A 24,986-nucleotide genomic window follows, 5' to 3' on the forward strand; every position below is an offset into this window, starting at 1 on the left:
AAAAAGTGCGCGGGGGCAGCCCAGCGAGGAGAGTATGGGAAAGACAAACGCCAAGACCAACCTCGAAAGCCAGATCGAGGAGAACCTGAGAAAGGTCTACCAGCGCACGGTCGAGGAAGACGTGCCGGACCGGTTCAAGGACCTGCTGTCCCGGCTCAAGGCCATGGACGGTGAGCAGCCAAGGCATCAAGAGGACAACAGCTGATGAGCGACGCCAGTTCGGGGTCGGATCGCCCCGTCGCGGATCCCCGCGACGAGATCCTTGACCATTTGCCTTCGCTCCGCGCCTTTGCCATGTCGCTGACCCGGAACTCCGCCCAGGCGGACGACCTCGTTCAGGATTCGATCGAGAAAGCGTGGAAGAACATCGACAAGTTCCAGGTGGGCACCAACATGCGGGCCTGGCTCTTCACGATCCTGCGCAACACCTTCTATTCGCACCGCCGCAAGGCCAAGCGCGAGGTCGCCGACGTGGACGGCATCATGGCCGAAAGCCTGTCGGAAAAGCCCGGCCATGACGGTCGCCTGGCGATGAACGACTTTGAAAAGGCCTTTGCCCAGTTGCCGGACGAACAGCGCGAGGCGCTGATCCTGGTGGGCGCGACCGGCTTTGCCTATGAAGAGGCCGCCGAGATGTGCGGCGTCGCCGTCGGCACGATCAAGAGCCGCATCAACCGCGGCCGCGCCAAGCTGACCGAGCTGATGAACCTTGGCGAAGACGAGACACTCGAGATGACCGACAAGGCCACCATGGCGGTCGTCGCCAACGGCCATGTGCCAAGGAGTTTCTCGGCTTGATGACACGACCCGGGCGGGCGAGCGACGGGCTCGCCTTCAGGGTCGCGGCGATGCTTGCCGTGGCCCTCCTGCCCCTCGGCCTGATCGCCGTGTGGCAGACCGCCGCCCTCATCGACGAAACCCGCGCCGGCAATCGCTCGGACCTGCTGGCCCTCACCTCCGAGGCCGCGGGGGGCGAGGAAAGCCAACTGCGCTTTGCCTTCGGGGCCGCGCGTGCCGTCGCCGCGATGATGCCCGACATGGCCGACTCGCCCGACTGTTCGGACCGGCTGGCCTCGGTCGTCAACAGCTCGGGCGGCGCCTTCACCTACATCTCCTTCGTCGAGCCGGACGGGATCGCCCGCTGCGGCTCGAACCGGCAGGAAACGGACCTGTCCCAGCGGCCTGCCTACCTGGCCATCGCCGAAAGCGCGCGGCCGCATGTCATGATGGTGCCCAACCCCACGGTCAGCGGTGAGCCGGTCGTGGTGCTGGGCGTGCCGGTCTCGGGCCCCTCGGGCCCGGCCGATTACCTCGGCCATGTGCTGCTGTCGGTCCCGGTCGAGCGCCTGTATTACCGCTATGACGGCAACCCCGAAGAGCGGCCGCTCGAAATCATCACCTTCAACGCCGACGGCGACGTGCTGAGCGCCGAGAACGGGCTGGACCGCGCGGACCTGCGCCTGCCGGCGGGCCATCCGCTCGACCGGTTCGTGGGACAGCCGCAGACCTCCTTCATCGCCCGCAACCGGCTGGGCGAGGAACGCATCTTTGCCGTCGTGCCCATCGTGCCCGGCCTGGTCTACGCGCTGGGGTCCTGGCAGCCGGCCACCACCTTTATCGGCCAGGGCGCGCTGCGGCTGGCCGTGCCGCTGCTGTTCCCGCTGCTGATGTGGGTGGCCAGCCTTGCGGTCGCCTACGTCACCGTTGCCCGGCTGGTGATCCGCCCCACGCGCAACCTGCGCGCCCGGATGCTGATGTTCATGCGCTCGCGCGCGGTCATGTCGCCCAATTATGACATGTTCGTCCCGCGCGAGCTGCGCGAGATCGAGGGAACCTGGATTCGCATCGCGGAAAGCGTGATCCAGGACGAGGCCGAGATGGAGGATGTGCTGCGCGACAAGGAGGCCCTGCTGCGCGAGGTCCATCACCGGGTCAAGAACAACCTCCAGCTCATCGCCTCGATCCTCAACATGAAGATCCGCAAGTCGCGCGACAACCCCGAGGCGCGCACCGCCCTCAAGGAGGTGCAGGAACGGGTGATGTCGCTGGCCACCGTGCACCGCAACCTTTACGAGACCACGTTGCAGGGCCGCGTGCGCGCGGACGAGCTGCTCGAGGCCAATGTCAGTCGCATCGTGCAGGCCGGGCTCGAGGCCGGCACCGTCACGGTCGACAGCGATTTCGCGCCGGTGATCCTATATCCCGACCAGGCAGTGCCGCTGTCGCTGATCGCGGCCGAGGTTCTGAACAACGCGCTGAAATACCTCGGCCGGCCCGCGGATGGCACCAAGCCGCGCATCGGGATCCAGCTGCGGCAGTCCGAGGACGGCAAGACCGCGCACTTCCGCATCGAGAACACGCTGGGCACCCGCGTGGCGGCCGAGATCGCGCCCAGCTCGGGGCTGGGCAGCCAGCTGGTGTCGGCCTTCGCCACCCAGCTCGACGGCACGCTCGAGATCTCGGACGGCCCCGACCTCTACGTGCTCGAGCTGACCTTTCCGCTGATGGACAAGCCCGAAAGCTTTGTCCCATGACCGGCACCAGGACCGGGCGCGACCTGCGCGTGCTGGTCACGGCGGCCGAGGCCTACCCGGCCTTCGAGGCCCGGGCCCTGGCCGCCCGCGAAGAAATCCTGCTGGCCTTCCGCATCTTCGATCCGATGACCAGGCTGCGCAGCGACGGCGCGCGCAAGCTGGGCCTTCGGACCTGGGCCGACCTGGTCGAGCACAAGCTGCGCGAGGGGGTGACGGTCCGCGCCTGGCTGTCGGATTTCGACCCCGTCGGCGCGCCCGAACTGCACGAGATCTGCTGGCATTCCATCCGCATCCTCTGCGGCGTGCGCGAGGCGGCGGGGCCCGGCGCCGGCCGGCTCGACCTTTACGCCTGCCTGCACCCGGCGCGGGTCGGCGCCCTGCCCCGACTGCTGTTCCAGCCGGTTGTGCGGCTGCGCCTGCGCAAGGCGAAACAGGGCCTCGACGCCCTGCCCGAGGAACGGCGCTTCACCTCCATGGCCGAGCGGCCGCGCCTGCGCCGCATCCTGGAACGCCCGCGCGGCCAGGTCGATCTGCACCCGGCGAGCCATCACCAGAAGGTGGCCGTCTTTGACCGCGAATGGCTGTATATCGGCGGGCTCGACCTCGATGAGCGGCGCTGGGACACGCCCGCCCATGACCGCCCCACGCAAGAGACCTGGCACGACGTGCAGGTGCTGGTGCAGGATCCGGCGCTTGCCCGCGCCGGGGCCGAGCATGTCTCGAGCGTGAACGAGGTGGTGGGCGGCGAGCGGCCCGCGCCGCAGACTCCCGGCGTGCTGCGCACCCTGTCTCGCAAGCATACCGAGGGCAATTTCTGGTCCATGTCGCCGCGCCCCGTGGCGCAGGAGCTGCAGGACCGGCACCTCGAACGGATCGCCCGGGCCGAGCGTCTGATCTACCTCGAGACGCAGTTCTTCCGCGACCGCAAGATCGCCTCGGCCCTTGCGCGACGGGCGGCGCAGGCACCGGGCCTGTCGGTCATCATGGTCCTTCCGGCCGCGCCCGAACCGATGGCCTTTCTGAAAAGCCCCGGACTTGACGCGCGCTATGGCGAGTACCTGCAGGCCCATTGCCTGCGCAAGCTGCGCCGCGCCTTCACGGGGCGGCACCTGATCGCCAGCCCGGCACAGCCGCGTCGCATGAACGGCACGGACACCGATGTCGAGCGCGCCGAGATCCACGATGCGCCGCTGGTCTACCTGCATTCCAAGGTGTCGATCTTCGACGAGACCGCCGCCATCGTCTCCTCGGCCAACCTGAACGGCCGGTCGATGCGCTGGGATACCGAGGCCGGGATCGAGCTGACCGACCCCACCGAGATCGCCGCCCTGCGCGCCCGGGTGATGGGCGCCTGGCTGCCGGCCGAGGAACGCGGCGATCCAGCCGTTCTGTTGCTGACCCGCGCCCTGCCGCGCTGGAAACGGCTGGTGATGGAAAACCGCGACCTGGCGCCCGAACAGCGGCGGGGGCTTCTGGTACCCTACGATCTCAAGGCGGTGCAGGAGGCCGGCACCCCCGTCCCCGGCATGCCCGAAGAGATGGTCTGACACGCAACGGGCGGCGGCCGTCGCCCGGCGCCGCCCGAAGTCATATCGACTGTCATCAAGAGAAAATCACGCGTCCGGCGGGCGCGCCCCGGGCTAATGGCCCAGCGCTTCCAGCTCGGTCCCCGTCATCGGCACGTAGACCACCGCCGGCCGATCGGCGAGCCGCACCACGTCGAGGTTCTTGGCATCCAGAGTGACGACGGTTTCGCCAAACCCAAGAAAACCGCCCACGACCATGCGGGCGGATGCCAGGTGCCCGTCACCCGAGGTCCTGACCCCGATCACCGTGCCGACGTGCCGCCCCATCGAATCGTAGACGCGGGCGCCCTCAAGTTCGCTGCGCAGGATGTTGGGGGCCCTGCGGCCAGCGTCGATCCGCTCGACCTCGGCTGCTCTCTGCGCCGCGACCGGGTGGACAGGGGCCACCGCGACCAGCGCCAGTGCCAGCGACAGGAAAAGGACCACGCCCGACAAGGGGCGCAGCCTCAGCGGCTCCTCTCTCCTAGACATGTGTCGATCCTTCTATGCCTTTACGTGCTTGCGTTTGACTCCTGAACGCACGATCCGCGGTGCCGGTTCCCACCCGATGTCCCGAAATCTTCACAATGCGACGCGAAAGCCCCCCGGCCCTTGGGACCGGGGGGCAGGTCTTGCCCCGGGGGCGAGACGCGCGATCAGCTGTGTTCCAGCTCCTGGTACTCGGCGCCCGATTCCTCGACCTTTTCGACCGCGACCTTGGTGAAGGCGTCGATCAGGGCCGAGAAATAGTCGTCGGTGTCCGGCGCCGTGCCGTAAGCGCCCGGCTTGGCGGCAAGGCCGATCGGCATCGAGGCCAGCGGCGTCGCGCCCGAGGCAGTGTAGACGTGGACATAGCCCACCATGCGGTTCCAGGCCGGGGCATCGGCCGAGGTCGGCGTCTGCTCGAGCTCGAGATCGGCGATCTCGACCACGTAGCGGATGTCCTCGCCCCAGGAATACTCGGCCAGGGCAGCACCCAGCGAGCTTTCGAGGCCCGCTTCCAGCTCGGTCCAGCGCTGGTTGGCATCCATCGAGTTGAAGGCCTCGACGCCTTGGATGACGTCGACATCGGCGGCCGGAGCCTGCTCCTGGGCGATGACGGGGGCGGCGGCCATCATGAGGCCAGCGACAAGGGGAAGTGCGCGTTTCATGTCTCGTTCCTTTCGGTTTTGCGGACGACGCCGGTGCGCCGTGGCTTGTGGAAAGTGAACAGGATCTGTGCGCAATTGGTTCCGGGATTTATTTTCGCGCCGGCCGAGCTTTTTATGGAACCCGTTGACAAGGCTTGAAAAACTTCCGTCCGGCTTTGCGGAACCGGGCCGTCATACCGACATGAAGCGGCGCGCGATCTCGGTTTCCTGGTCCGCCATCATGCGCCAGGCGCCCTCCATATGCGAGCGCATGATGGCGCGCGCATCCTCGGACCGTCCCTCGCGCAGGGCGTCGATCAGGCGCAGCTGGTGGTCGCGGCCGCGCGACCAGAGCTCGTGGTTCGGCAGCGCGTAAAGCTCGCGGATCACGGTCAGGTCGGCCAGCATCGTGACCATGAAGTCGATGACGAAGGACAAGAGCGCATTGCCCGATTGCTGCGCCAGCACCGCGTGGAAGCGCAGCGAGTTGACGTGCTGGTCGCGTTCCTCCTCGAGCGTGGTGGCGGGCGCGTCGTAGGTGCTGACGATCCCCGCAAGCTGCTCCAGCACCGTCTCGGGCAACTGCCCGGCCAGGCTGGCGGCCAGTTCCGGTTCCAGCGCGGTGCGCAGCTGGTAGATGTCGCGCACCGACAGGTCCTTGAAGTAGAAGTAGTTCCCCAAGAGACCCTTGGCCCGGCGGGCCGAGACCTCGTGCACGAAATTCCCGCCCCCCGGCCCCGTGCGCGTCTTGATGAGGCCCTGCGCCTCGAGCACGCGCATCGCCTCGCGCACCGTGCCCTTGGACCGGCCGAACCGCTCCATCAGCTCGGGTTCGGACGGCAGCCGGTCACCCGGCCGCAGCCCCTCGCTCACCACCCAGTCCTTGATCGCCTCGGCGACCTGGACGGGACGGGACTGGCGCGGCTCGGGCTCAGAGCGGGTGGTGGCACGCGGCAAACTGGTCGTCTCCCATGCGTTCCAGGGGCGGGTCCTGGCGGTGGCAGATGTCGCTGGCCCGCGGACAGCGCCCGGCAAAGGCGCAGCCCGGCGGCGGGTTCAGCGGGTCGGGGAGTTCGGTGCCCTTTTGTTCGGGCGCGGTCAAGGGCCGACCGACCACCGGCGCGGACGAGGCCAGCAGGTGGGTATAGGGATGCTTGGGGTTGGCAAAGATTTCTTCCGCCTTCCCGACCTCGACCACGGCGCCAAAGTACAGAACCACGATGCGGTCGCTCACCGCTTCGACCACGGCGAGGTCGTGGCTGATGAAGAGATAGGTGAGGTTGAATTCCGCGCGAAGCCGCGCCAGCAGGTTCAGCACCTGCGCCTGGACGGAGACATCCAGCGCAGACACCGGCTCATCGAGGATGATGATCCGCGGCGCCGCGGCCAGCGCCCGGGCAATGCCGATCCGTTGCGCCTGCCCGCCGGAAAATTCATGCGGGTAGCGGTCCAGGAATTCCTCGCGCAGGTTCACGCTGTCGAAGATGTCGGCGATCCGCTGCGCCCGGTCCCGCCGCCCCATGCCGTAGAGGCGTTTCAGCGGCGACTCCATGATCTGGCGGATGGTCTTGCGCGGGTTGAGGCTGCTGATCGGGTCCTGGAAGACATACTGGATCAGCTTGCCGAACTCGGCCGGGTTGCCGGTGTCGGGCGCCTTGCCCTCGATCTCGATGGTCCCGGTCGTGGGCTCCAAGAGCCCCACCAGCATCCGCGCCAGCGTGGACTTGCCGCAGCCCGATTCGCCCACGATGCCCAGCGTCTCGCCCTGTTGCACGTCAAGGCTCAGCGGCCGCACCGCCCGCACCCCCGGTTTCTCCGGCCCGAAAAGCGTCTTGGGCAGTGGGAAGGTCTTGGAAAGATCGGTGAGTTTCAGCGCGAGGGTCATGCGATCTCCTCCTCGGGGAACAGGCAGCGGACGGCGCGGGGGGCGCCGGCGCGGGGGGCGCCGCCGCGCAGGGCCACGTCGCCCATGCGGCATTCGTCCCGCGCCTTGTCGCAGCGGGGCGCAAAGGCGCAGCCCTCGGGCAGGTTGTCGACCACGGGCGGCAGGCCGGGGATGGCGGCAAGCTCGCGCCGTCCCTGCCCCAGCTCGGGCACGCAGGCGATGAGCCGCTTGGTATAGGGATGCGCGGGGGCGTCGAGCACCTCTTGCGTCGGCCCCTCCTCGACGATCCGGCCGGCGTACATCACCGCCACCCGGTCGCAGAGCTGCGCCACCACGCCGAAATCATGGGTGATGAAGATGATCGCCAGCCCGCGCGACCGCCGCAGGTCATCGAGCAGTGCCAGGATCTGCGCCTGCACCGTCACGTCGAGCGCGGTTGTCGGCTCGTCCGCGATGATGACCTCGGGGTCATTGGCGAGGCTCATGGCGATGCTGACGCGCTGCCGCATCCCGCCCGACATCTCGTGCGGGTAATTGTCCAGCCGGCTTTCGGCGTTGGGAATGCGCACGTCCTTCAGCAGCGACAGCGCCTTCTTCCGCGCCTCGCGGTTCGACACGTTGTGATGCGACCGGATCGCCTCGACCAGCTGGTCGCCGACCTTGTAAAGCGGATGCAGCGTCGACAGCGGGTCCTGGAAGATATAGGCCACCTTGTCGCCCCGCGCCTGCCGCAGCTTCTCGAAGGGCATGTCCAGCAGGTCCTCGCCGTTCAGCCGCACGGCCCCGCCGGTCACGACACCCGGAGGCGAGGCGACCAGCCCCATCACCGACAGCGCGGTGACCGACTTGCCCGAGCCGGATTCGCCAATGACCCCAAGGCATTCGCCCGGCCGCACCGACAGCGTGACGCCGCCGACGGCCTTGTAGACGCGCTTCTTGACGTGGAACTGGGTTTCCAGCTCGCGGATGTCCATCAGCGCATCGCTGCCCGCCGGGATCGGCCCCTTGCGGTCCACCTTCGTGCGCGCCATCGGCCGGCTCAGCGCGCCGGACTTCAGCCGCGGGTCGAGCGCATCGCGCACCCCGTCGCCCAGCAGGTTGATCGACATGACGATGAGAAAGATCATGACCCCCGGCACGATGGACGTATGCGGCGCAGTGATCAGCGCCGCCCGCGCCTCGCCCAGCATCGACCCCAGGTCGGCCTGCGGCGGCTGGCTCCCCAGCCCCAGGAACGACAGCCCGGCCGTCTCGAGGATCATCCAGCCCACCGTCGTGGACATGGCGATGATGATCACGGGCAGCACGTTGGGCAGAAGCTCGGTCAGCATGATCCGCATGTGGCCCATGCCGGCCAGCCGCGCGGCGTCGATGAACTCGCGCCCCGCCAGCCCCACGGCGATCCCGCGGATGTTGCGGGCAAAGAACGGGATGTTGACCGCCGCCACGGCGATCAGCGCATTTATCAGCCCCGGCCCCAGCGCGGCCACGATGGCCAGCGCCAGCAGGATGTAGGGAAAGGCCATCAGCATGTCGATCACGCGCATGATGACGTTGTCGACCCGTCCGCCGAAGTAGCCCGCGACGATCCCCACGGCCGACCCGATCACGGCGGCGATGACAGCGGCGGCAAACCCGACGGCCAGGCTCAGCCGCGTCCCCCACAGCAGCCGCGACAGCAGGTCCCGACCCAGATGGTCCGTCCCCAGCAGCGCGCCCTCGGTAAACGGCCGCTTGAACCGGTTGCCAGTGTCGATCACGTCCGGATCGACCAGCGGCAGCAGCGGCGTGATCAGCACCAGAGCCAAGATCAGCGACAACACGACCGCGCCCATGGCGGCCAGGCGATTGCGGAACAGAAGCGCCAGGAAGTTCATGTCTTGATCCTCGGGTCGAGAAGGCTCTGCGCCACGTCCACCGCGATGTTGAACAGCACGTAGCAGGCGGCGACAAAGACGACGCCCCCCTGCACCAGCAGGATGTCGCGCTTGAGGATGGCATCGACCAGCATCCGGCCCACGCCGGGCCACTGGAACACGATCTCGATGAAGACCGACCCGGACAGCACGAAGCCCGCCTGGATCCCCAGAACCGGGATGATGCTGACCATGGCGGCCCGCAGCGCATGTCCCATGATCACGCGGCTCTCGCGCACCCCCTTGGCCCGGGCGGTGCGGATGTAATCCTGCCGCAGCACCTCCAGCATGGCCGAGCGTGACAGCCGCGCCACCACGCCCGTGGCGACGGCGGCCAGCGCCAGCGCGGGCATGATCAGGTGCCTCAGCAGATCCGGCAGATCCCCCCCGCCATAGATCGCGTACATCCCCGACACCGGCAGCCAGCGCAGGTTCACGGCAAACAGCAGGATCATCATCATGCCCAGGAAGAACGACGGGATCGAGATCCCGACCAGCACGGTGAAGGTGATCGCCTTGTCGGCAAAGCCATACTGCCGCGCAGCCGAAACGACCCCCGCCAGGATCCCCAGCACCGCGCAAAGCACCCAGGCCGTCCCCGCCAGCACCAGCGTCGCCTGGAACCGCTCCACGATCTCGTCCAGCACCGGCCGGTTCAGGCTGAACGACCGCCCGAAATCGCCGGTCACCATGTTGCCGAGCCAGATGAAATACCGCGCCACCAAGGGCTTGTCCAAACCAAGATCGCGGTTCAGCTTCTCCACGTTGTCCGGCGTCGCGTAGGACCCCAGGATCGCCGTCGCCGGATCGCCCGGGATCATCGCCATGATCAGGAACACGATCACCGTGATCCCCAGAAGCACCGGGATCGCCGAGACCAATCGCTTGAGTATGTAGGAGCCCATTCTGCGCCCTCCTGGCCAGGAATGTCCCCAAGACACCCAGATCCGCCGGGACGCCGCCAACCGATCACCCGACCGGCCGGACCGCGACACGCCCCTGCTTCATTGTTTCAAAAATACCTTGGGGGGTCCGGGGGGCAACGCCCCCCGGCGGGTCGGGCGCCGCGCGGCGCCCGAAACCCGGATCAGTTCTTGGTCACGCTTTCCAGCTGCAACAGGAACGACGGCTCGAGCGAGAAATCCTCCACCCGGTCCGAAGTCACCGCGTTCTGCTTCCAGTTCGCAACGAAGACCCAGGGCGCGTCCTCCTGCACGATCGCCTGCATCTCCTTGTAAAGGCGTGCGCGTTCGGCCTGGTCGGTCTCGGTCCGCGCCGCTTCCAGCAGTTCGTCCACCTCAGGGTTGGAATAATAGCCCGAGTTGAACCCGCCCTTGTCGGGCCAGGCATCGGTGCGCAGCGCGAGGTAGGGCAAAGTGTCCGGATCGTTGGTCATCCAGGCCATCTCGGCCATGTCCGCCTTGCCCTCCAGCCCCGGGTTCACCTCGCCCAGGAAGGTGTTCCACTCGTAGGTCTCGATCTTCACATCGAGGCCCACGGCGGCAAGGTCCGCTTGGATCGCCGTGCCCATCGCGATGGGGTCGAGCATGCCCGAGCCCCCTTCGGTCACGTAGAAGGTCAGCTCTGCCCCCTCGGCCCCGGCCTCGGCCAGCAGCGCGCGCGCCTTCTCGGGGTCATAGGGATAGGGGTCGAGATCGGCGTTATAGGCCCAGGCAAAGGCCGGCGGCGTCGGGCCGGCAGCGACCTCGGCCGTGCCTTCCAGCACGTCGTTGACGATGGCCTCCTTGTTGATCGCGTAGTTCAGCGCCTGCCGCACCCGCTTGTCGGCCGTGGGCCCTTCCTTGGCGTTCAGGATCAGGAACCAGACGTGGGGGCCGGCCTGCTCGACCACGCGGAAGTCATCGCCCTGGAACTGGCTCAGCGCCGTCGGCGGCACCTCGACCATCATGTCGATCCCGCCGGCCAGCATCTCGGCCACGCGGGTGTTGGCATCGGTGATGGGGCGGAAGACGACCGCCTCGGTCCCGGCCGGATCGCCCCAGTACTCGGGGTTCCTCTCGATCACCACCGCCTCGTTCGACCGCCATTCGGCGAACTTGAACGGGCCGGTGCCGACCGGGTTGCGGCCAAAGTCCGCGCCGTTCGCCTCGACCGCGGCGGGTGAGACCATCAGGCCCGTGGGATAGGCCAGGTTCGACAGGAAGGGCGCATAGGGCGCGTTCAGCGTGAACTTGACGGTCAGGTCGTCCACCACCTCGGTCGCCTCGACGGCAGAGAAGAAGAAGGCCAGCGGGAACGGGCCGGTGTCGTGGAACGGGTGGCTTTCATCCAGCATGCGGTCGAAATTGAACTTCACCGCTTCGGCGTTGAAGGGCGTGCCGTCGTGGAACATCACCCCCTCGCGCAGCGTGAAGGTATACTCCGTCCCGTCCTCGCTGATCTCCCAGCCCGTGGCCAGCGCCGGCGCCACCTCGAGCGTGCCGGGCTCGTACCGCACCAGCCCCTCGTAAAGGTTCACGAGGATGCGGAAATCGTTCACGGCGGTGACGGCGGCGGGGTCCAGCGCCTTCGGCTCGGCGATCTGCCCGACGATCAGCACGCCCGGCGGCGTCTGCGCCTGCGCGGCCTGCCCCATCGGCAGAACGGCCATGGCCAGCGCGACAGAGGCAGCGGTGAGCACGCCGCGACGCTTCCAGAATCCTGGTTTCATATTGAAAACTCCCTGTTTCATCGGATGAATTTGTGATTTTGATTGCCTTGGAATTATCATGATAATTTGATCCGGTCAATTTATCATGATAGAAATGCACGTAAAAGGGATGGGCTCGCATGACATTTTCGCTTCTTGCCAAGGATTCAGGCACCGGCGCCATCGGGGGCGCCGCCGCGACGGGGTCGCTCTGCGTCGGCGGCTGGGTGCTGCGCGGCGCCTGGGGCAAGGGGATATCCGCCAGCCAGGGCGCCGCGCCCTCGACCCTGTGGGGCGAGAACGTGCTGGACGGCATGGCCGCCGGGCTGACGGCGACCGATGCCGTGGCCAAGGTGACGGGCGCCGACGCGGGCCGTGCCGCGCGCCAGCTTTCCGCGCTCGACATGAGCGGCGGGGCCGGCGTCCACAGCGGATCGGACAATTCTGCCGTGGTGGCCGAACGGCTTTTCGACGGCGGAGTCGCGGCGGGCAACATGCTGGCCTCGGCTGACGTCGCTGACGCCCTCGCCGACGGCTACCTGTCGATGCGCGGCGATTTCGCCCTGCGCCTGCTGGCCGGCCTGCGCGCGGCCGAGGCGGCGGGTAGCGACTTTCGCGGCCTGCAATCGGCCGCCCTGCTGATCCTGCACCCCGACCGCGCCCCCTTGACCCTGCGGGTGGATTTTTCCGACGATCCGCTGACGGCCCTCGAGACCCTGCACCGCCATGCCACGACCGGCGACTACGCCGACTGGACGCGGCAGGTCCCCACGATCAATGATCCGGAGCGTGTCCTTGACTGATCCGACCACCCTCGGCCAGGAGGCCGCCCATTGGCTCAAACGCCTCGAAGCCTGTTCCGAAGACGGCCCGGGCGTCACCCGCCTGCCCTTCACCCCGCAGCACCGCGCCGCGCTGGACGTGCTGCGCGACCTCTATGCGTCGGCCGGGCTCGAAACGCATCTCGACGCCGCCGGCACGCTGGTCGGGCGGCGCGGCGACGGCCCCGCCCTGCTGATGGGCAGCCACCAGGATTCGGTCCGCTCGGGCGGCGCCTATGACGGCATCATGGGCGTGGTCCTGCCCGCCCTCGCCGTCAAGCACGCCAAGGACCTGCCCATCGCGGTCGAGGTGCTGGCCTTCGCCGACGAGGAAGGCGTGCGCTTTCCCACCGCCCTCGTCGGCTCCCGCGCCCTCTCGGGCCGCGTCCCGCCGGACGCGCTGGCGATGCAGGACTCCAGCGGCATTTCGATGGCTGCGGCGATGGAGGGCTTCGGGCTGGCACCCGCCAAGGTGCCATCCCTCGCCCGCGATCCGACAACCGTTCTGGGCTACCTCGAGACCCATATCGAACAGGGCCCGGTGCTGGAAACAGCGGGCGAAGCGCTGGGCGTCGTCACTGCCATCTGCGGGATCGAACGGCATTCCGTCACCTTCACCGGCCAGGCCGGCCACGCGGGCACCCTGCCGATGGAGGGGCGCCGCGACGCGCTCACCGGTGCCGCCGCGCTGGTGACCGAGGTCGAGCGGCTGGCGCGCAACACCCCCGGACTGCGCGGCACGGTGGGCGAGTTGCATGTCTTTCCGAACGCCGTCAACGCCGTCCCCGGAGCCGTGCGCCTGACGGTGGAGCTGCGCAGCGCCGACGATGCCCAGCGTACGGCGGCAGGGCACGAACTGACCACCTTCGCGCACGAGATCGCCCGCGCCAGGGGGCTGACACTCGACATGGCCCGCAGCTACGCCCAGCCCGCCGCGCCCTGCGATCAAGGCATGCGCGGCGCCCTGCAAGCGGCCGTCCGGCGCGCGGGCGGCAAGGGCCTCGAACTGCCCTCGGGCGCGACCCACGACGCCTCGGCTGTGGCAGATCTCTGCCCGATGGCCATGCTCTTCGTCCGCTGTCGGGACGGCGTCAGCCACGTTCCCGAGGAATATTCATCGCCCGAGGACATGGGGCTCGCCATCGCGACCATCTCGGACTTTATCTCAAATTTGAAGTGACTTGCACACCAAACCTCGCGCATCACTTGAGCCGAGACAGCCGCCCCACCGCCAGTGCCGACAACGCGAGCATCACGGCCGCCGTCCCCAGCATCAGCGGCAGCCCACCCAGCTGGTAGGACAGCCCCGACAGAAGCGTGCCCAAAAGCCGCCCGGCCGCATTGGCCATGTAGTAGAACCCGACGTCCATTGTCACCCGCTCGCCGCTGGTGAAGGCCAGGATCAGGTAGGAATGCAGCGAGGAGTTGACCGCGAACAGCGCGCCGAACACCAGCAGCCCCAGCACCAGCGTCCAGGTCAGCCAAGGCGCCGGCCCGCCCGCCACGAGGGCGGCAACCGCCAGCACCACCGGCACCGCGACCAGCGCGCTGACCCAACCTTGCGCGGCGCGCACCGGCTCGACGCCCCGCAGGATGCGCGGCGCCAGCGCCTGCACCCCGCCGTAAAGGATGATCCACAGCGCCATGAACCCGCCGACCAGGAAGAACGCCTGCCGCGCGCCCTCCTCGGTGCCATCGCTCAGCACGCCGTGGAAATAGATCGGGATGCCGACCACGAACCACACGTCCCGCGCGCCGAACAGGAACACCCGCGCCAGCGACAGCCAGTTGACCCGCGCGTCCTTGCTGAACACCTCGGAAAACTTGGCCCCCTTGCGCCCCGCCGGCAGCCCCGGCGGCATCCGCAGCGCCACCGCCAGAAGGATCACCGCCAGCACGGCGGCCATGCCCAGCACGGCGCCCTTGAACCCGGCCACGGCCAGCAGCGCGGCGCCCAGGAAGAACCCCAGCCCCTTCACCGCGTTCTTGGATCCGGTCAGCCAGGCGACCCAGCGAAACAGCCCCTCGCCCGGCGCCAGCAGCTTGACCGCTGACTTCGACGACATCTTGGCCAGATCCTTGGCCACCCCCGAGACGCCCTGCACGCACATGACATAGACGACCGAGGCCCAAAGCCCCCAGCCCGGGTCCAGCCGCGCCAGCGCCAGCAACGCCAGCACCTGCAGCCCCAGCCCGGCATAGAGCGTCCGCGTCAACCCGAAGCGCGCGGCGATCCAGCCGGCCGACAGGTTGGTCACGATCCCCGCGACCTCGTAAAGCAGGAACAGGTAGGCCAGCTGCACCGGGCTGAACCCCAGCCCCTTGAAATGCAGCAGCACCAGCATCCGCAGCGCGCCATCGGTCAGCATGAAGGCCCAGTAGGCCGCCGTCACCGCCACGTAGGCCGCAATGCCTTTCTCAGCCACGCCCCAGATCCCTCTTCATCTTGCCCATAAACTCCGGGGGTGTGGGGGCTGGCCCCCACTCCGACCGCGCCTCACAGAGCGTCGCCCACCATTCGTGCCACGTCCACAAGCCGATGCGCATAGCCCCATTCGTTGTCGTACCAAGCGTAGATCTTCACCTGAGTCCCGGCGATCACCATGGTCGAGGGCGCATCCACGATGGAACTCCGCGGATCGTTCACATAATCGGTCGACACGAGCGGCCGCTCCTCAAAGCCCAGGATGCCCTTGAGCGGGCCGTCCGCTGCGGCTTTCAGCGCCGCGTTCACCTCTTCGACGGTCACCTCGCGCTTCACCTCGAAGACGCAATCGGTCAGCGAGGCGTTCAGAAGCGGCACCCGCACCGCGTGGCCGTTAAGCCGCCCCGTCAGCTCGGGGAAGATCTGCGTGATCGCCTTGGCGCTGCCCGTGGTCGTCGGGATCAGCGAATTCAGCGCCGAACGCGCGCGGCGCAGGTCCTTGGCGGGGCGGTCGACGATGGTCTGGGTGTTGGTCACGTCGTGGATCGTGGTGATCGACCCGTGCCGGATCCCGAACGTCTCGTGGATCACCTTGACCACCGGCGCCAGGCAATTGGTCGTGCAGGAGGCCGCCGTGACGATGCGCTGCGACCCGTCGTAGACCTCGGAGTTCACGCCGAAGACGATGTTGGCGGCCTCGTCTTCCTTGACCGGGGCCGAGACCACAACCTTCTTCACGCCCGCGTCGAAATAGGGCTGCAGCTTGGCGGCGGTCTTGAAGGCGCCGGTGCAGTCGATGACCACGTCCACGCCCGCGAGCGGCAGGGCCGCCGGGTCACGTTCCCCGTGCACCGGCAGGGCCGTGCCGTCGATTGTGATCGTGTCGCCCTCCACGCCGAACGCGGCGGGCCAGCGGCCATGGACCGTGTCGAACTCGAGCAGGTGCGCATGCATCGCCGCATCGCCCACGGCATCGTTCAGCCAGGCGATCCGCGCGCCGCTTTCCAGCAGGGGCCGCAGGGCCAGTTTCCCGATCCGGCCGAGGCCGTTGATGGCATAGGTGGTCATGACGTCTCTCCGCAGCGATGCGGCGCAGTTATGCCACGGCTGCGGCCCCCGGCAAGCGCGCCGGAGACCCCGTCATCAATCCGTTACACGTCAGAGCAGGGTGATGTCGTCGAGAAGCCCGGCATTCGACGCGAGCCCGGTGAGGGTCAGCGAGCTCTCCGCGCCGAAGCTCAGCACCAGCGATCCGCTTGCCACATCGCTGATCGCATCCAGCCCGGCCTGGTCGAACGTGCCCGCCCAGAGGCCCGTTGCGAGCTGCAGCGCGTCGGTGCCGCCCTCGTAATCCTCGATCACCACATGGCCGATGGTTGCGGCAAGGACAAAGCTGTCCGCCCCCGCCCCGCCGGTCAGGCTGTCGTCACCGGCGACACTGTAAAGCGTGTCCCACCCGCCGCCCGCCCAGACCGCGTCGTGGCCCGCGGCGTCGGCGTTGTCATGCCAGGTGTCAAAGCCCTTGCCCAGCAGCACCACGTCCGCCCCGTCTCCGCCAAAGACAAGGTCGTCACCCGCCTCGGCCAGCAGGGTGTCATCGCCCGACCCGCCCCGGATCGTATCGGCACCGTTGCCGCCCAGGATGGAATCGCTGCCCGCCTCGCCGTCGATATTGTCCGCACCGTCCAGGGCGATGATCGTGTCATTGCCCGCGCCGCCGTAGACCGTGTCGGCGCCGAAGGGACCGTCCTGCGCGAGGTCCTGGAACAGGTCGTCGCCTTCGCCCAGCATGACCGTGTCGCGCCCGAGCCCGCCGTAGACGGTATCGTTGCCACCCCCGGCAAAGACCAGGTCGGCGCCGGCATTGCCCAGCAGCAGGTCGTCCCCGCCCCGCGCCTCGAGCGTGTCCTTGCCCTCGCCGCCGTACATGGTGCTGGCCTCGTCGAACTCTTCAACCAGGCGGTCGTTGCCCTTGCCGCCGCTGTAGGTGTCCTGCCCCATGCCGCCGAAGAGCCGGTCGTTGCCCTTGCGCCCGTCGAGGAAATCGTCCCCCGCGCCGCCCAGCAGCGTGTCGTCATCGGCGCGCCCGTCGAGCCAGTCGTTGCCCGCTCCGCCGACGAGGCTGTCGTCGCCCCAGTCGCCGACCAGGCTGTCGTCGCCGGCCTCGCCCCGCAGCGTGTCGTTGAAGTCCAAGCCGATAAGCGTGTCGTTGCCGTCGCCGCCGTCGAGGCTGTCATGGCCCGTTTCGCCGTTCAGGCTGTCGTCGCCGCTGCCGCCCAGCAGCGTGTCGTTGCCCGACCCGCCCAGCAGCGTGTCGTTGCCGCCCCGCCCGTCGAGCAGGTCGGCATTCGAGCCGGCCGCGACGCTGTCGTCGCCATCGTCGAGCCCTTCGATGGCCAGGGTGTACTTCCCGGCGCTATGGCTGCTGCGCGCGTTGATGTAATAGGTCCCGGTCGTCTCGGCGGTATAGGTCAGCCGCGCGCCGGGCGACAGGTGGCGCCCCTCGTAAGCACTGGTGCCCGGAATCGCGTTGCCCTCGGCATCGCGCAGGTTGGCGATCCAGGAATGGGTCAGCGGGCGTTCCAGGTTGACCGAATCGTCGCCCTCCATGGTGATGAAATAGGTGGTGCCCGCCGTCATCTCGACCGCGTACCAATCCCTGTCCTTGCCGAAATTGATCCACGCGGTGACAGGCGCATCTTCGGTCAGCGTGCCATGGTGCAGGAGGGACGAGCCGACATCGTCGTAGCGCTGCTCGATCTCGACCTGGTAATCGCCCGTGTAGAGGTGCGAGGTCGAGGTCGCGTACCTGTCGCCAAAGCGCGAGCCGACCTCGATGTAATACAGCCCGCCCTTGTCGGCGACAAAGATGTCACGGGCATACGAGACCCCATTGGAGCTGTAGGTCGCATCGTAGAACTCGTTCTGCTTGACGCCGTCCGCATCATATATGCCCCACAGGGACTTGTAGGGGATGTCATCCGCATCGTCGGCGTCCGAGTTGCGCATGTAGATCTGGTAGGCCTGCCCTGCCTCGAGCTCGACGGCGATCCAGTCGAGGTCGCTGTCAAAGTCGAGCTTGCCCGTGACTGTGCCATCCAGTTCAAGCAGGGCCGTGGTCGAGGGGCCGGCGGCGTAGTCATCCGTGCCGAATTCCGTCACCAGCACGGAATAGGTGCCAGCGTAATTTTCGTAGTCCGACCCGACGTTGATCTGCCACTCGCCCCCGTCGGCGTTGATCAGGACACGCCGGGCATTGCCGCCCGCGCCGGAATCGTAGTCGCCCCCGTTGACCATGCGCAAACCATCCGGCTGGATCAGCGATTTCAGAAGGGGATCGGCCAGGGTACCGTCGCCGGTCGCCGTGCCCAGCACGTCGATCTGGTAATGCTTGCCCGCCTCGAGCGTGGCGGTGAACCGGTCGATGTCGTCTGCGACTTCCAGCTCACCCATGGCCATGGTGCCGACCGTCAGCGCGCCCGCCGTGCCCGGCAAGCGATCGTAATCGTCCACGGTCTCTTCGAGGAACATGGTGTAGGTGCCGATATCGGTGGCATTGCCGACCACGTGGTAGGTGCCGGTCTTGTTTGCGATGAACGAGAACTCGGCCGCGTACGTGCGCGAATTGAAAGCTTGTTGGGCAAAACTCCAGTAGGTGCCGTCCGCGTCGTAGAGCCCGCCAGAAAACGGTGACCGTGTCGTGCCCATCCCGGTCAGGCTGCCCTCGAGCCGAACGGTGTAGGCCTGCCCCTCGGCCAGGTCCATGGCGACCCAGTCCCGGTCGCTGATGTGCTGGTTCTCGAGCACGACCGTCCCGCCGACCGCGAGGCTTTGCGCGGTCTCGGGCGTCATGCCCGCGTCGTCGATGAATTCCTGCACGCCCACGGTATAGGTGCCGATCCCGGCATAGGCCGACAGGTAATAGGTGCCGCTGGTCTCGGGCGTGTAGAGCAGCCGCGCGTCGCTCGACTGCCCGCCGGACGAGTCCCCGGTGTCCGCGATCAAGGTGCCTCTGCTGTCGTAGAGACCTTCGATGGTGGAATTGCTTGCCGTGCCGTAGCCGGGGTCGGTGGTGCGCGTCATGGCGTCGAACTGGTAGGCCACCCCCGCCTCGAGCGTGACCGCGACCCAGTCCCTGTCGGACACGAACTGCTGGTCCACCAGGATCTTGCCCCCGACCGCGACGTTCAGCGCCGTTTCGGGCGTGGTGCCGGCATCGTCGGCATACTCGATGTAGCGGAACGTGTGCGTGCCGACACTGCCGCCGAGCCTCAGGTAGTAGGTGCCGCTCTCTTGCGGCGTGTGGAACATCCGTGCGTCGCCGCCGACTCCGCCGCTGGTGACCCCCCCGTTCAACCAGGCATAGGATTCGTCGTAGATCGAGAGGATCGCCGGGTCCCGGTCGCTGCCGTAGCTTTCATCCGTGTCGCGGCCCATGAGGTCGAACTGGTAGACCCGCCAGGCCTCCAGCGTCACCGCCACAAGGTCACGATCGCTGGACGTGGATTGCTCGAGCATGAGCAGCTCGCCAAGGGCCAGGCTGACCGACGTCTCGCGCGAATCGCCGGCGTCATCCACGTCTTCCTTGACCGACACCGTGTAGCTGCCTTCGCGACCGCTGGCGGAGAGGTAATAGGTGCCGCTTGTCGCGACCGTGTAGAACAGGCGCGCGTCGTTGTATGGGCCGTCCGAGGCGTCGGTCGAGTAGGACAGCAGCCTGCCGCCGGCATCGTAGAGCCCGTCGATGGTGGTGTCGGTGCTGGTGCCAAGGCTGGAATGGGTCGCGAAGCCCGAGACGTCGAACTGGTAGCGGGTGCCGGCCACCAGATCGATCGCGAACCAGTCGTGGTCTGCGAACGAGACGGAAAAGACGCCCGTGGCGGTGCCGCCGATGGCGACAGAGGCGGTCGTGCTTGTCCCGGCCGCGAAGTCGTCGCCGATGTCCGTCAGGCTGACCGTGTAGGTCCCCTGGTAGCTGGAATAAGAGCCTGCGCGCAGGTAGTAGGTCCCCGCCTCGGTGGGCTGGAAGTAGATCCGGGCGTTGTAGCCTCCGCCAGAGGCATAGTCTGCAAAGCCGAGATTAACGCCCGCAGCGTCGCTGATCCCGAAGATGTAGGGGTTGTACAGTGTCCCCATGTCGGTCGCGCTGCCCTCGTGGTCGATCTGATACAGCAGCCCCGGCTCGAGCGTCATGGCGAACCAGTCCACGTCGTTGCCCGGGTTGATCTCTCCGGTGGCGGAATCGTTCATGGCAAGCACGCCAGTCGTGTTGATATCGGCGGAATAGTCGTCGGGCACAGAATCACCTTTGGCGTTGAAGGACTTGTCTGGCCATGCCTGTCAGAAATTACATGCTCCGGTCAATTGAATTGACGCAAAGGCCATACACGCCATGCGTGCATCACACCAGCACGATGTCGCCCAGCAGCCCGGCGGTGCTTGTCAGCCCCTCGAAGGTCAGCGTCGCGGTGCTGTCCCAGTGCAGCACCAACGCGCCCGTTGACAGGTCGCTCAGCTGGTTCAGCCGCGCCTGGGTCAGCGGGCCGTTCCAGAGGCCGGCGTCGAATTCCAGCCGGTCGGTGCCGGGGGTGTAATCGGTGATGACCATGTCGCCGACCCCGGGACCGAAGACAAAGCTGTCCGCCCCCCCTCCTCCGGTCAGCGTGTCGTTGCCCCCGAGGCTGCGCAGCGTGTCGGCGCCGGCGCCCGCATAGACCAGGTCGTCGCCCCATTGGCCCTGGTCGCTGTCCTGCCACAGGTCGTCGCCGGGGCGCAGGACGACGTGGTCGCGCCCCTCGCCGCCCCAGACGGTGTCGTTGCCGTCCCCGCCGTCGATGTAGTCGGCATTCGGGCCGCCGTTCAGCGCGTCGTCGCCGCCGCCGCCATAGATCGTGTCGTCGCCCTGGTTGCCGTCGATCCGGTCGCGGCCGGCGCTGATCGCGCTATCGCCGAACAGCGTGTCGGGTGCCTTGCCGCCGCGCAGCGTGTCGTGCCCCGCCCCGCCGCGCAGGAAATCCGCGCCGCCGCCCCCCAGCAGGCGGTCGTTGCCGGCTTCGCCGCGCACCGAATCCATGCCGCGGCCATAGCCCTGCACCTCGTCCTCGAACAGGTCGTCGCCCTCGCCCAGCCAGATCTCGTCCGGGCCGTCGCCGCCGCGCACGCTGTCATTGCCCGCCCCCGCGAGGATCGTGTCGGCCTGGGTGCCGCCCAGGATCAGCGAATGGCCCGAGCCCTCGATGATCAGGTCCGCGCCCTGCCGGCCCGAGATCGTGGCATCGGCCCCGGTCTGCACCAGCTCGTCCGCATCGTCGGTGCCGTAGAGGGAGGTCATGACGTCCAGGCGGTCGATGACGACCCGCTCGACCCCCGTGACCACGCTGGTCAGGACCGTGCCGTCCGGTTCGGTCACCTGCACCCAGCCCGCGCGCAGGTCGACGGCGATGGCGGCAAAGCGCGTGTCGCGGGTCGAGGTGTTCAGCTCGTCCCACCCCTCCCCGCCGTCGTAGGTGTCCACGCCAAGGTCGAGCCGCAGCGTGTCGTCGCCGGCGCCCCCACGCAGCCAGTCGTCACCATCCCCGCCCCAGATCGCATCCGCGTCCTCCTGGCCGACCACGGTGTCGTTGCCGGCGCCGCCGCGCAGCTCGTTCCGGCCGCCCTCGCCGTAGATCAGGTCGTCACCGGGGCCGCCGTAGATCGTGTCATGGCCCAGCCCGCCCCAGATCGTGTCATTGCCCGCCTCGCCCGACAGGGCATCGGCCCACTTGCCGCCCCAGATCGCGTCGTTGCCGGTGCCGCCCTCTATCACGTCGGCGCCGGACTGGCCGTGCAGCCGGTCGTCGCCCGGGCCGCCAAAGACCAGGTCGGCGCCATCGCCAGCCTCGACCAGGCCGTTGCCGACGCCCTCGTAGATGAAATCGCCCGCCGCGCCGCCGCGCAGCGTGTCGTCGCCGTCTTCGCCGTCGATATGGCCGGGGTTGTCGCCGCCGTCGATCAGGTCGTGGCCCGAACCGCCAAAGAGATAGTCGATCCCGGGCCCGCCAAGGATCGTGTCATCCCCGTCGAGCCCGTAATAGGTGTCGGTCCCGGCCAGCAGGTCGACGAGGTCGGCCGCATCCGTCCCGAAGAGGGAATCGTCGCCCGTGGTCGGCATGGGGCCCGTCCTGTTGCCAGCATCTGGCCGGACCCTAGCCCATACGGGTTATGCGGCGGTTAACCAAGCACGATGTCGGCCAGCAGCCCTGCATTGCCCGCGAGCCCGTCGAAGGTCACCGAGGCGCCGCCGCCGAAGTCGAGCACCAGGTCGCCCCGGGCATCCAGCCCCGACAGCGCGTCCAGCCGGGCCTGGTCCAGCACCCCGCCCCAAAGCGCGGCGTCGAAGACCAGCGCGTCGATGCCGCGGTCGTAGTCGAGGATGGTCATCGCGCCGATCCCGGCGGCAAAGTGGAACGTGTCCGCCCCGCCTTCGCCCTTCAGCCTGTCGTCGCCGCCCGCCGAATGGAAGGTATCGGCGCCGCGCCCGCCGGTGACGGTGTCGTCGCCATAGGCCGCTTGCGGGTCGTCCCACCAGGTATCGGCGCCGTCGCCCAGGCTTACCGTGTCGCGGCCGCCACCGCCGAACACGAGGTCGTCACCGTCGCCGCCCGACAGGTTGTCGCCCTGGTCGCCGCCGTAAAGGGAATCGTTGCCGCCGTTTCCGCTGATACGGTCGCTGCCGGAATGGCCGCGCAAGTCATCATCGCCATGGCCGCCGGACAGGGAATCGTTGCCGGCGCCGCCGTAGATCGTGTCGGCATCGGCGCCGGTCTCCGGCCGGCCGCCGTCGCGGATCATGTCATTCCCGGCCCCGCCGTAGTTCAGGTCGCGCCCGTTGCCGCCGTCCAGCGAATCCGCGTGATCGCCGCCGTAAAGCGTGTCTTCCCAGTCGCCGCCGTTCAGGCTGTCATCGCCGCGGTGGCCCATCAGCAGGTCATTGCCTGCCTCGCCGTCGATCCTGTCCCAGCCGCCGTAGCCCAGCCCGGTGTCGTCGCCGCTGCCCAGCGCGAGCCAGTCGAACCCGGTGCCGCCATCGGCCAGGTCGTCGCCCGACCCGCTGCGCAGGGTGTCGTCGCCCGCCCGCCCCTCGAGCCGGTCGGCACCGGCGTCCGATCCGAACCAGTTGGCCCCATCGTCGCCGTAGAACCGCACGTCTGCGCGGGACGAGAGGATGGATATCCCTTCGACATCGTAAAGCGTGAGGGGAGTGACGGCGGTGCCGCCCACCGTCCCGGACCAGATGCCATCGCCAAGGTCGATAACCATGGTGCCGGTCGCGCCGCCATGGTCGTCCACGATCGTGTCCTGCCCCATGCCGCCGTAGTAAAGGTCGGCGCCCGGCCCGGTGCGCAGGATGTCATGGCCCGCCCCGGCATAAAGCGTGTCGTCGCCCGCGCCCCCCGCCAGGTCGTCCGGCCCGTCGCCGCCACGCAGCACATCCGCGCCTTCTTCCCCGCGCAGGGTGTCGGCATCATGGCCGCCCTCGAGCACGTCATCCCCGAGGTTGCCATAAAGCCGGTCGCGGCCCGGACCGCCGATCAGCAGGTCCAGCCCCGGCCCGCCAAAGATCTCGTCATTGCCCTCGCCACCACGCAGGGTATCGGCGCCAGTGCCGCCGGTCACCCGGTCGTCGCCGCCCAGCCCGTCGTAGACGTCATGCCCGGCCAGCAGCTCGATGACATCGTCGGTCTCGTAGCCCACGGCGCGGTCGTCGCCCTCGGTCGGCAGGCGCCAAAGCTCCTGGTCAAAGACCTGGCCCGTCATCGCGCCCGTCCCGCTGCCGTCGGTCCAGCCGATGAAGAGCCGGTCGTCCGCAAGCTCGGTCACGAAGGGGTCGGCACGCACCGCGCCGATGGCCACGTCCGCGTCGATCGTCAGCACGGGCGAAAGCGGGGTGCCGTCATCGGCAAGCACCCGGGCCCGCAGCTCGGCGGCAAAGCCGGTCGCCGTTTCGGTCACATGGGTCCAGGTCGCGACAAGGCCGCCCCAGGACAGGACGGCCAGGTCCATGTCGGCCCGCGCCGCCTCGGCCGCGCTCATGGTCTCGGTGTCGAAGGCGTTGTAGCTGCGCCCGATCGCCAGCTCGATCCGCCAGCGGTCGCCGCCCGCCTCGTTCAGACCATAGGCGATGTAGCGACCGCCCGGCACGCCCCGGACTCCGCCGCTCATCTCGGGATTGAAGGTGGTGTCGGTCAACCGGCTGCCCGTGACATCGAGGTAATGCGCCCCGCGCACCTCGAAAGAGGACCCGTCGCCAAAGAGCAGCCAGTTGCCGGCCATCACGACGACCCGGTCTTCCCCGTGGATCGCAAGATCCTTGAACGGCAGGCCACGCCAGCCGGTGTTGGGCACGTCAAGCTCTTCCCCGGTGCGGCCGCCGGAGGCGTCGAAATACTGCGCATAGGCGCCGCTGCGCCCGTCATGCCAGATGGCCAGGAAGCCGCCGTCCGAGGTCGGCGCCAGCTGCGGCGCCGAGGAATGCCAGACCCGGGATTCGGCCAGGTCGAAGACCTCGCTGCGCGGCGTGCCCGAGGCGTTGAAGACCCGCGCGCGGGCGGTGCCGTCGCCGGCGGCGTCGTAATCGGTCCAGGCGACGACGATGCGGTCATTCGCCAGGCGGATGATCTCGGTATCGGCCTGGCGGCCGGCGGCGCCGGTGTTGACCTGGAACAGGTCGCCCTGCAGCGTGCCGTCCGGCGCGTAGATGCCGCCGACCAGCGCCGCCGCGTCGGTGTCTCCGCCCGGGCCGGGCTGCGCGGGCGAGACGGCCTGGCTCCAGGCCGCAAAGATGTTGCCGTTGCTCAGCAGGATCGACGCGCCCTGCGTGCCCCCGTCGCCATAAGTGCCCAGCGCAAAGGCGTCCCCAAGTCCTGCCAGCATGTCCCCATCCTTACGTCATGCAAGTCGGGACCTTGGCACCGCAGCCACGCGCGAATGACAACCCTGCCCCTGCGGCAGCCGCGTGGGCTGTCACCGAAAAGCAAGGGGCCGCCGCGATCCGCGACGGCCCCCGACAGGCTGCGATGAA

At 68.2% G+C, this 24,986-nt stretch carries 18 protein-coding genes; 6 read left to right on the forward strand and 12 right to left on the reverse strand.

Translation table 11 applies throughout. From position 1 onward, the window contains the following. Positions 1-34: 34 nt before the first annotated feature. The 4 genes from MF270_RS03555 to MF270_RS03570 are packed head-to-tail and all read left to right on the forward strand — an operon-like array spanning position 35 to position 4,081. The gene (locus MF270_RS03555; RefSeq protein WP_238364483.1) at positions 35-205 is read left to right on the forward strand and encodes a NepR family anti-sigma factor; all 171 of its coding nucleotides are present in this window, start codon (positions 35-37) and stop codon (positions 203-205) included. Beyond that, positions 205-798 (forward strand): RNA polymerase sigma factor, encoded by a 594-nt coding sequence (locus tag MF270_RS03560; RefSeq protein ID WP_238364484.1) that lies wholly within the window; start codon positions 205-207, stop codon positions 796-798. The genes MF270_RS03555 and MF270_RS03560 overlap by 1 nt, the downstream gene beginning before the upstream one ends. Further along, positions 798-2,534, forward strand: coding sequence for a sensor histidine kinase (locus tag MF270_RS03565; protein ID WP_238364485.1), 1,737 nt, complete (start codon positions 798-800; stop codon positions 2,532-2,534). The genes MF270_RS03560 and MF270_RS03565 overlap by 1 nt, the downstream gene beginning before the upstream one ends. Next, positions 2,531-4,081 (forward strand): phospholipase D family protein, encoded by a 1,551-nt coding sequence (locus MF270_RS03570; protein WP_238364486.1) that lies wholly within the window; start codon positions 2,531-2,533, stop codon positions 4,079-4,081. The genes MF270_RS03565 and MF270_RS03570 overlap by 4 nt, the downstream gene beginning before the upstream one ends. 93 nt (positions 4,082-4,174) lie before the next feature. Here MF270_RS03570 and MF270_RS03575 read toward each other — a convergent pair whose 3' ends face one another. The 7 genes from MF270_RS03575 to MF270_RS03605 form a co-directional block, all read right to left on the reverse strand. Beyond that, positions 4,175-4,591: a PRC-barrel domain-containing protein gene (locus MF270_RS03575; RefSeq protein WP_238364487.1), complete on the reverse strand. Its 417-nt coding sequence runs from the start codon at positions 4,589-4,591 to the stop codon at positions 4,175-4,177. 164 nt (positions 4,592-4,755) lie between these two features. Further along, on the reverse strand, positions 4,756-5,250 hold the full coding sequence (locus MF270_RS03580) for a hypothetical protein (RefSeq protein WP_238364488.1): 495 nt from the start codon (positions 5,248-5,250) through the stop codon (positions 4,756-4,758). Between the two features lie 171 nt (positions 5,251-5,421). Further along, a complete protein-coding gene (locus MF270_RS03585) occupies positions 5,422-6,186 on the reverse strand; it encodes a FadR/GntR family transcriptional regulator (protein WP_238364489.1) in 765 nt (254 codons plus the stop codon). After that, entirely contained in the window at positions 6,161-7,114 is a 954-nt protein-coding gene (locus MF270_RS03590; RefSeq protein ID WP_238364490.1) for an ABC transporter ATP-binding protein, read from the reverse strand. The genes MF270_RS03585 and MF270_RS03590 overlap by 26 nt, the downstream gene beginning before the upstream one ends. Then, complete coding sequence (locus MF270_RS03595; protein WP_238364491.1) at positions 7,111-8,991, reverse strand: dipeptide/oligopeptide/nickel ABC transporter permease/ATP-binding protein; 1,881 nt, start codon at positions 8,989-8,991, stop codon at positions 7,111-7,113. The genes MF270_RS03590 and MF270_RS03595 overlap by 4 nt, the downstream gene beginning before the upstream one ends. Beyond that, positions 8,988-9,935, reverse strand: a complete 948-nt coding sequence (locus MF270_RS03600) for an ABC transporter permease (RefSeq protein WP_238364492.1) — start codon at positions 9,933-9,935, stop codon at positions 8,988-8,990. The genes MF270_RS03595 and MF270_RS03600 overlap by 4 nt, the downstream gene beginning before the upstream one ends. 182 nt (positions 9,936-10,117) lie before the next feature. After that, positions 10,118-11,701, reverse strand: coding sequence for an ABC transporter substrate-binding protein (locus MF270_RS03605; RefSeq protein ID WP_238364493.1), 1,584 nt, complete (start codon positions 11,699-11,701; stop codon positions 10,118-10,120). 119 nt (positions 11,702-11,820) lie between these two features. Between MF270_RS03605 and MF270_RS03610 the strand changes: the two genes are divergently transcribed. Together MF270_RS03610 and MF270_RS03615 are read left to right on the forward strand one after the other, a co-directional pair. After that, on the forward strand, positions 11,821-12,483 hold the full coding sequence (locus MF270_RS03610; RefSeq protein ID WP_238364494.1) for a DUF1028 domain-containing protein: 663 nt from the start codon (positions 11,821-11,823) through the stop codon (positions 12,481-12,483). Beyond that, positions 12,476-13,681 (forward strand): M20 family metallo-hydrolase, encoded by a 1,206-nt coding sequence (locus MF270_RS03615; RefSeq protein ID WP_238364495.1) that lies wholly within the window; start codon positions 12,476-12,478, stop codon positions 13,679-13,681. Before MF270_RS03610 ends, MF270_RS03615 begins: the two co-directional genes overlap by 8 nt. Positions 13,682-13,703: 22 nt before the next feature. Here the strand turns inward: MF270_RS03615 and arsJ are convergent, their stop codons facing one another. From arsJ to MF270_RS28140, 5 genes are all read right to left on the reverse strand, one after another. Continuing rightward, the gene (arsJ, locus tag MF270_RS03620; protein ID WP_418887856.1) at positions 13,704-14,927 is read right to left on the reverse strand and encodes an organoarsenical effux MFS transporter ArsJ; all 1,224 of its coding nucleotides are present in this window, start codon (positions 14,925-14,927) and stop codon (positions 13,704-13,706) included. Between the two features lie 71 nt (positions 14,928-14,998). Beyond that, positions 14,999-15,994 (reverse strand): ArsJ-associated glyceraldehyde-3-phosphate dehydrogenase, encoded by a 996-nt coding sequence (locus MF270_RS03625; RefSeq protein ID WP_238364496.1) that lies wholly within the window; start codon positions 15,992-15,994, stop codon positions 14,999-15,001. 90 nt (positions 15,995-16,084) lie between these two features. After that, the gene (locus MF270_RS28335; protein ID WP_238364497.1) at positions 16,085-20,224 is read right to left on the reverse strand and encodes a calcium-binding protein; all 4,140 of its coding nucleotides are present in this window, start codon (positions 20,222-20,224) and stop codon (positions 16,085-16,087) included. Between the two features lie 103 nt (positions 20,225-20,327). After that, positions 20,328-22,076, reverse strand: coding sequence for a calcium-binding protein (locus MF270_RS03635; RefSeq protein ID WP_238364498.1), 1,749 nt, complete (start codon positions 22,074-22,076; stop codon positions 20,328-20,330). A gap of 59 nt (positions 22,077-22,135) precedes the next feature. Continuing rightward, entirely contained in the window at positions 22,136-24,838 is a 2,703-nt protein-coding gene (locus MF270_RS28140) for a calcium-binding protein (RefSeq protein WP_272490670.1), read from the reverse strand. Positions 24,839-24,986 lie beyond the last annotated feature (148 nt).

The organism is Mesobacterium pallidum, assembly GCF_019966535.1.
In the GTDB taxonomy this organism is placed as follows: Bacteria; Pseudomonadota; Alphaproteobacteria; order Rhodobacterales; family Rhodobacteraceae; genus Mesobacterium; species Mesobacterium pallidum.

What these genes read in the sequence shown, in the direction of transcription:
- MF270_RS03555 (WP_238364483.1), top strand. Translation starts at nt 35, where the DNA reads ATGGGAAAGACAAACGCCAAGACCAACCTCGAAAGCCAGATCGAGGAG.
- MF270_RS03560 (WP_238364484.1), top strand. Translation starts at nt 205, where the DNA reads ATGAGCGACGCCAGTTCGGGGTCGGATCGCCCCGTCGCGGATCCCCGC.
- MF270_RS03565 (WP_238364485.1), top strand. Translation starts at nt 798, where the DNA reads ATGACACGACCCGGGCGGGCGAGCGACGGGCTCGCCTTCAGGGTCGCG.
- MF270_RS03570 (WP_238364486.1), top strand. Translation starts at nt 2,531, where the DNA reads ATGACCGGCACCAGGACCGGGCGCGACCTGCGCGTGCTGGTCACGGCG.
- MF270_RS03575 (WP_238364487.1), bottom strand. Translation starts at nt 4,591, where the DNA reads ATGTCTAGGAGAGAGGAGCCGCTGAGGCTGCGCCCCTTGTCGGGCGTG.
- MF270_RS03580 (WP_238364488.1), bottom strand. Translation starts at nt 5,250, where the DNA reads ATGAAACGCGCACTTCCCCTTGTCGCTGGCCTCATGATGGCCGCCGCC.
- MF270_RS03590 (WP_238364490.1), bottom strand. Translation starts at nt 7,114, where the DNA reads ATGACCCTCGCGCTGAAACTCACCGATCTTTCCAAGACCTTCCCACTG.
- MF270_RS03595 (WP_238364491.1), bottom strand. Translation starts at nt 8,991, where the DNA reads ATGAACTTCCTGGCGCTTCTGTTCCGCAATCGCCTGGCCGCCATGGGC.
- MF270_RS03600 (WP_238364492.1), bottom strand. Translation starts at nt 9,935, where the DNA reads ATGGGCTCCTACATACTCAAGCGATTGGTCTCGGCGATCCCGGTGCTT.
- MF270_RS03605 (WP_238364493.1), bottom strand. Translation starts at nt 11,701, where the DNA reads ATGAAACCAGGATTCTGGAAGCGTCGCGGCGTGCTCACCGCTGCCTCT.
- MF270_RS03610 (WP_238364494.1), top strand. Translation starts at nt 11,821, where the DNA reads ATGACATTTTCGCTTCTTGCCAAGGATTCAGGCACCGGCGCCATCGGG.
- MF270_RS03625 (WP_238364496.1), bottom strand. Translation starts at nt 15,994, where the DNA reads ATGACCACCTATGCCATCAACGGCCTCGGCCGGATCGGGAAACTGGCC.
- MF270_RS03635 (WP_238364498.1), bottom strand. Translation starts at nt 22,076, where the DNA reads ATGCCGACCACGGGCGACGATTCCCTCTTCGGGACGGATGCGGCCGAC.
- MF270_RS28140 (WP_272490670.1), bottom strand. Translation starts at nt 24,838, where the DNA reads ATGCTGGCAGGACTTGGGGACGCCTTTGCGCTGGGCACTTATGGCGAC.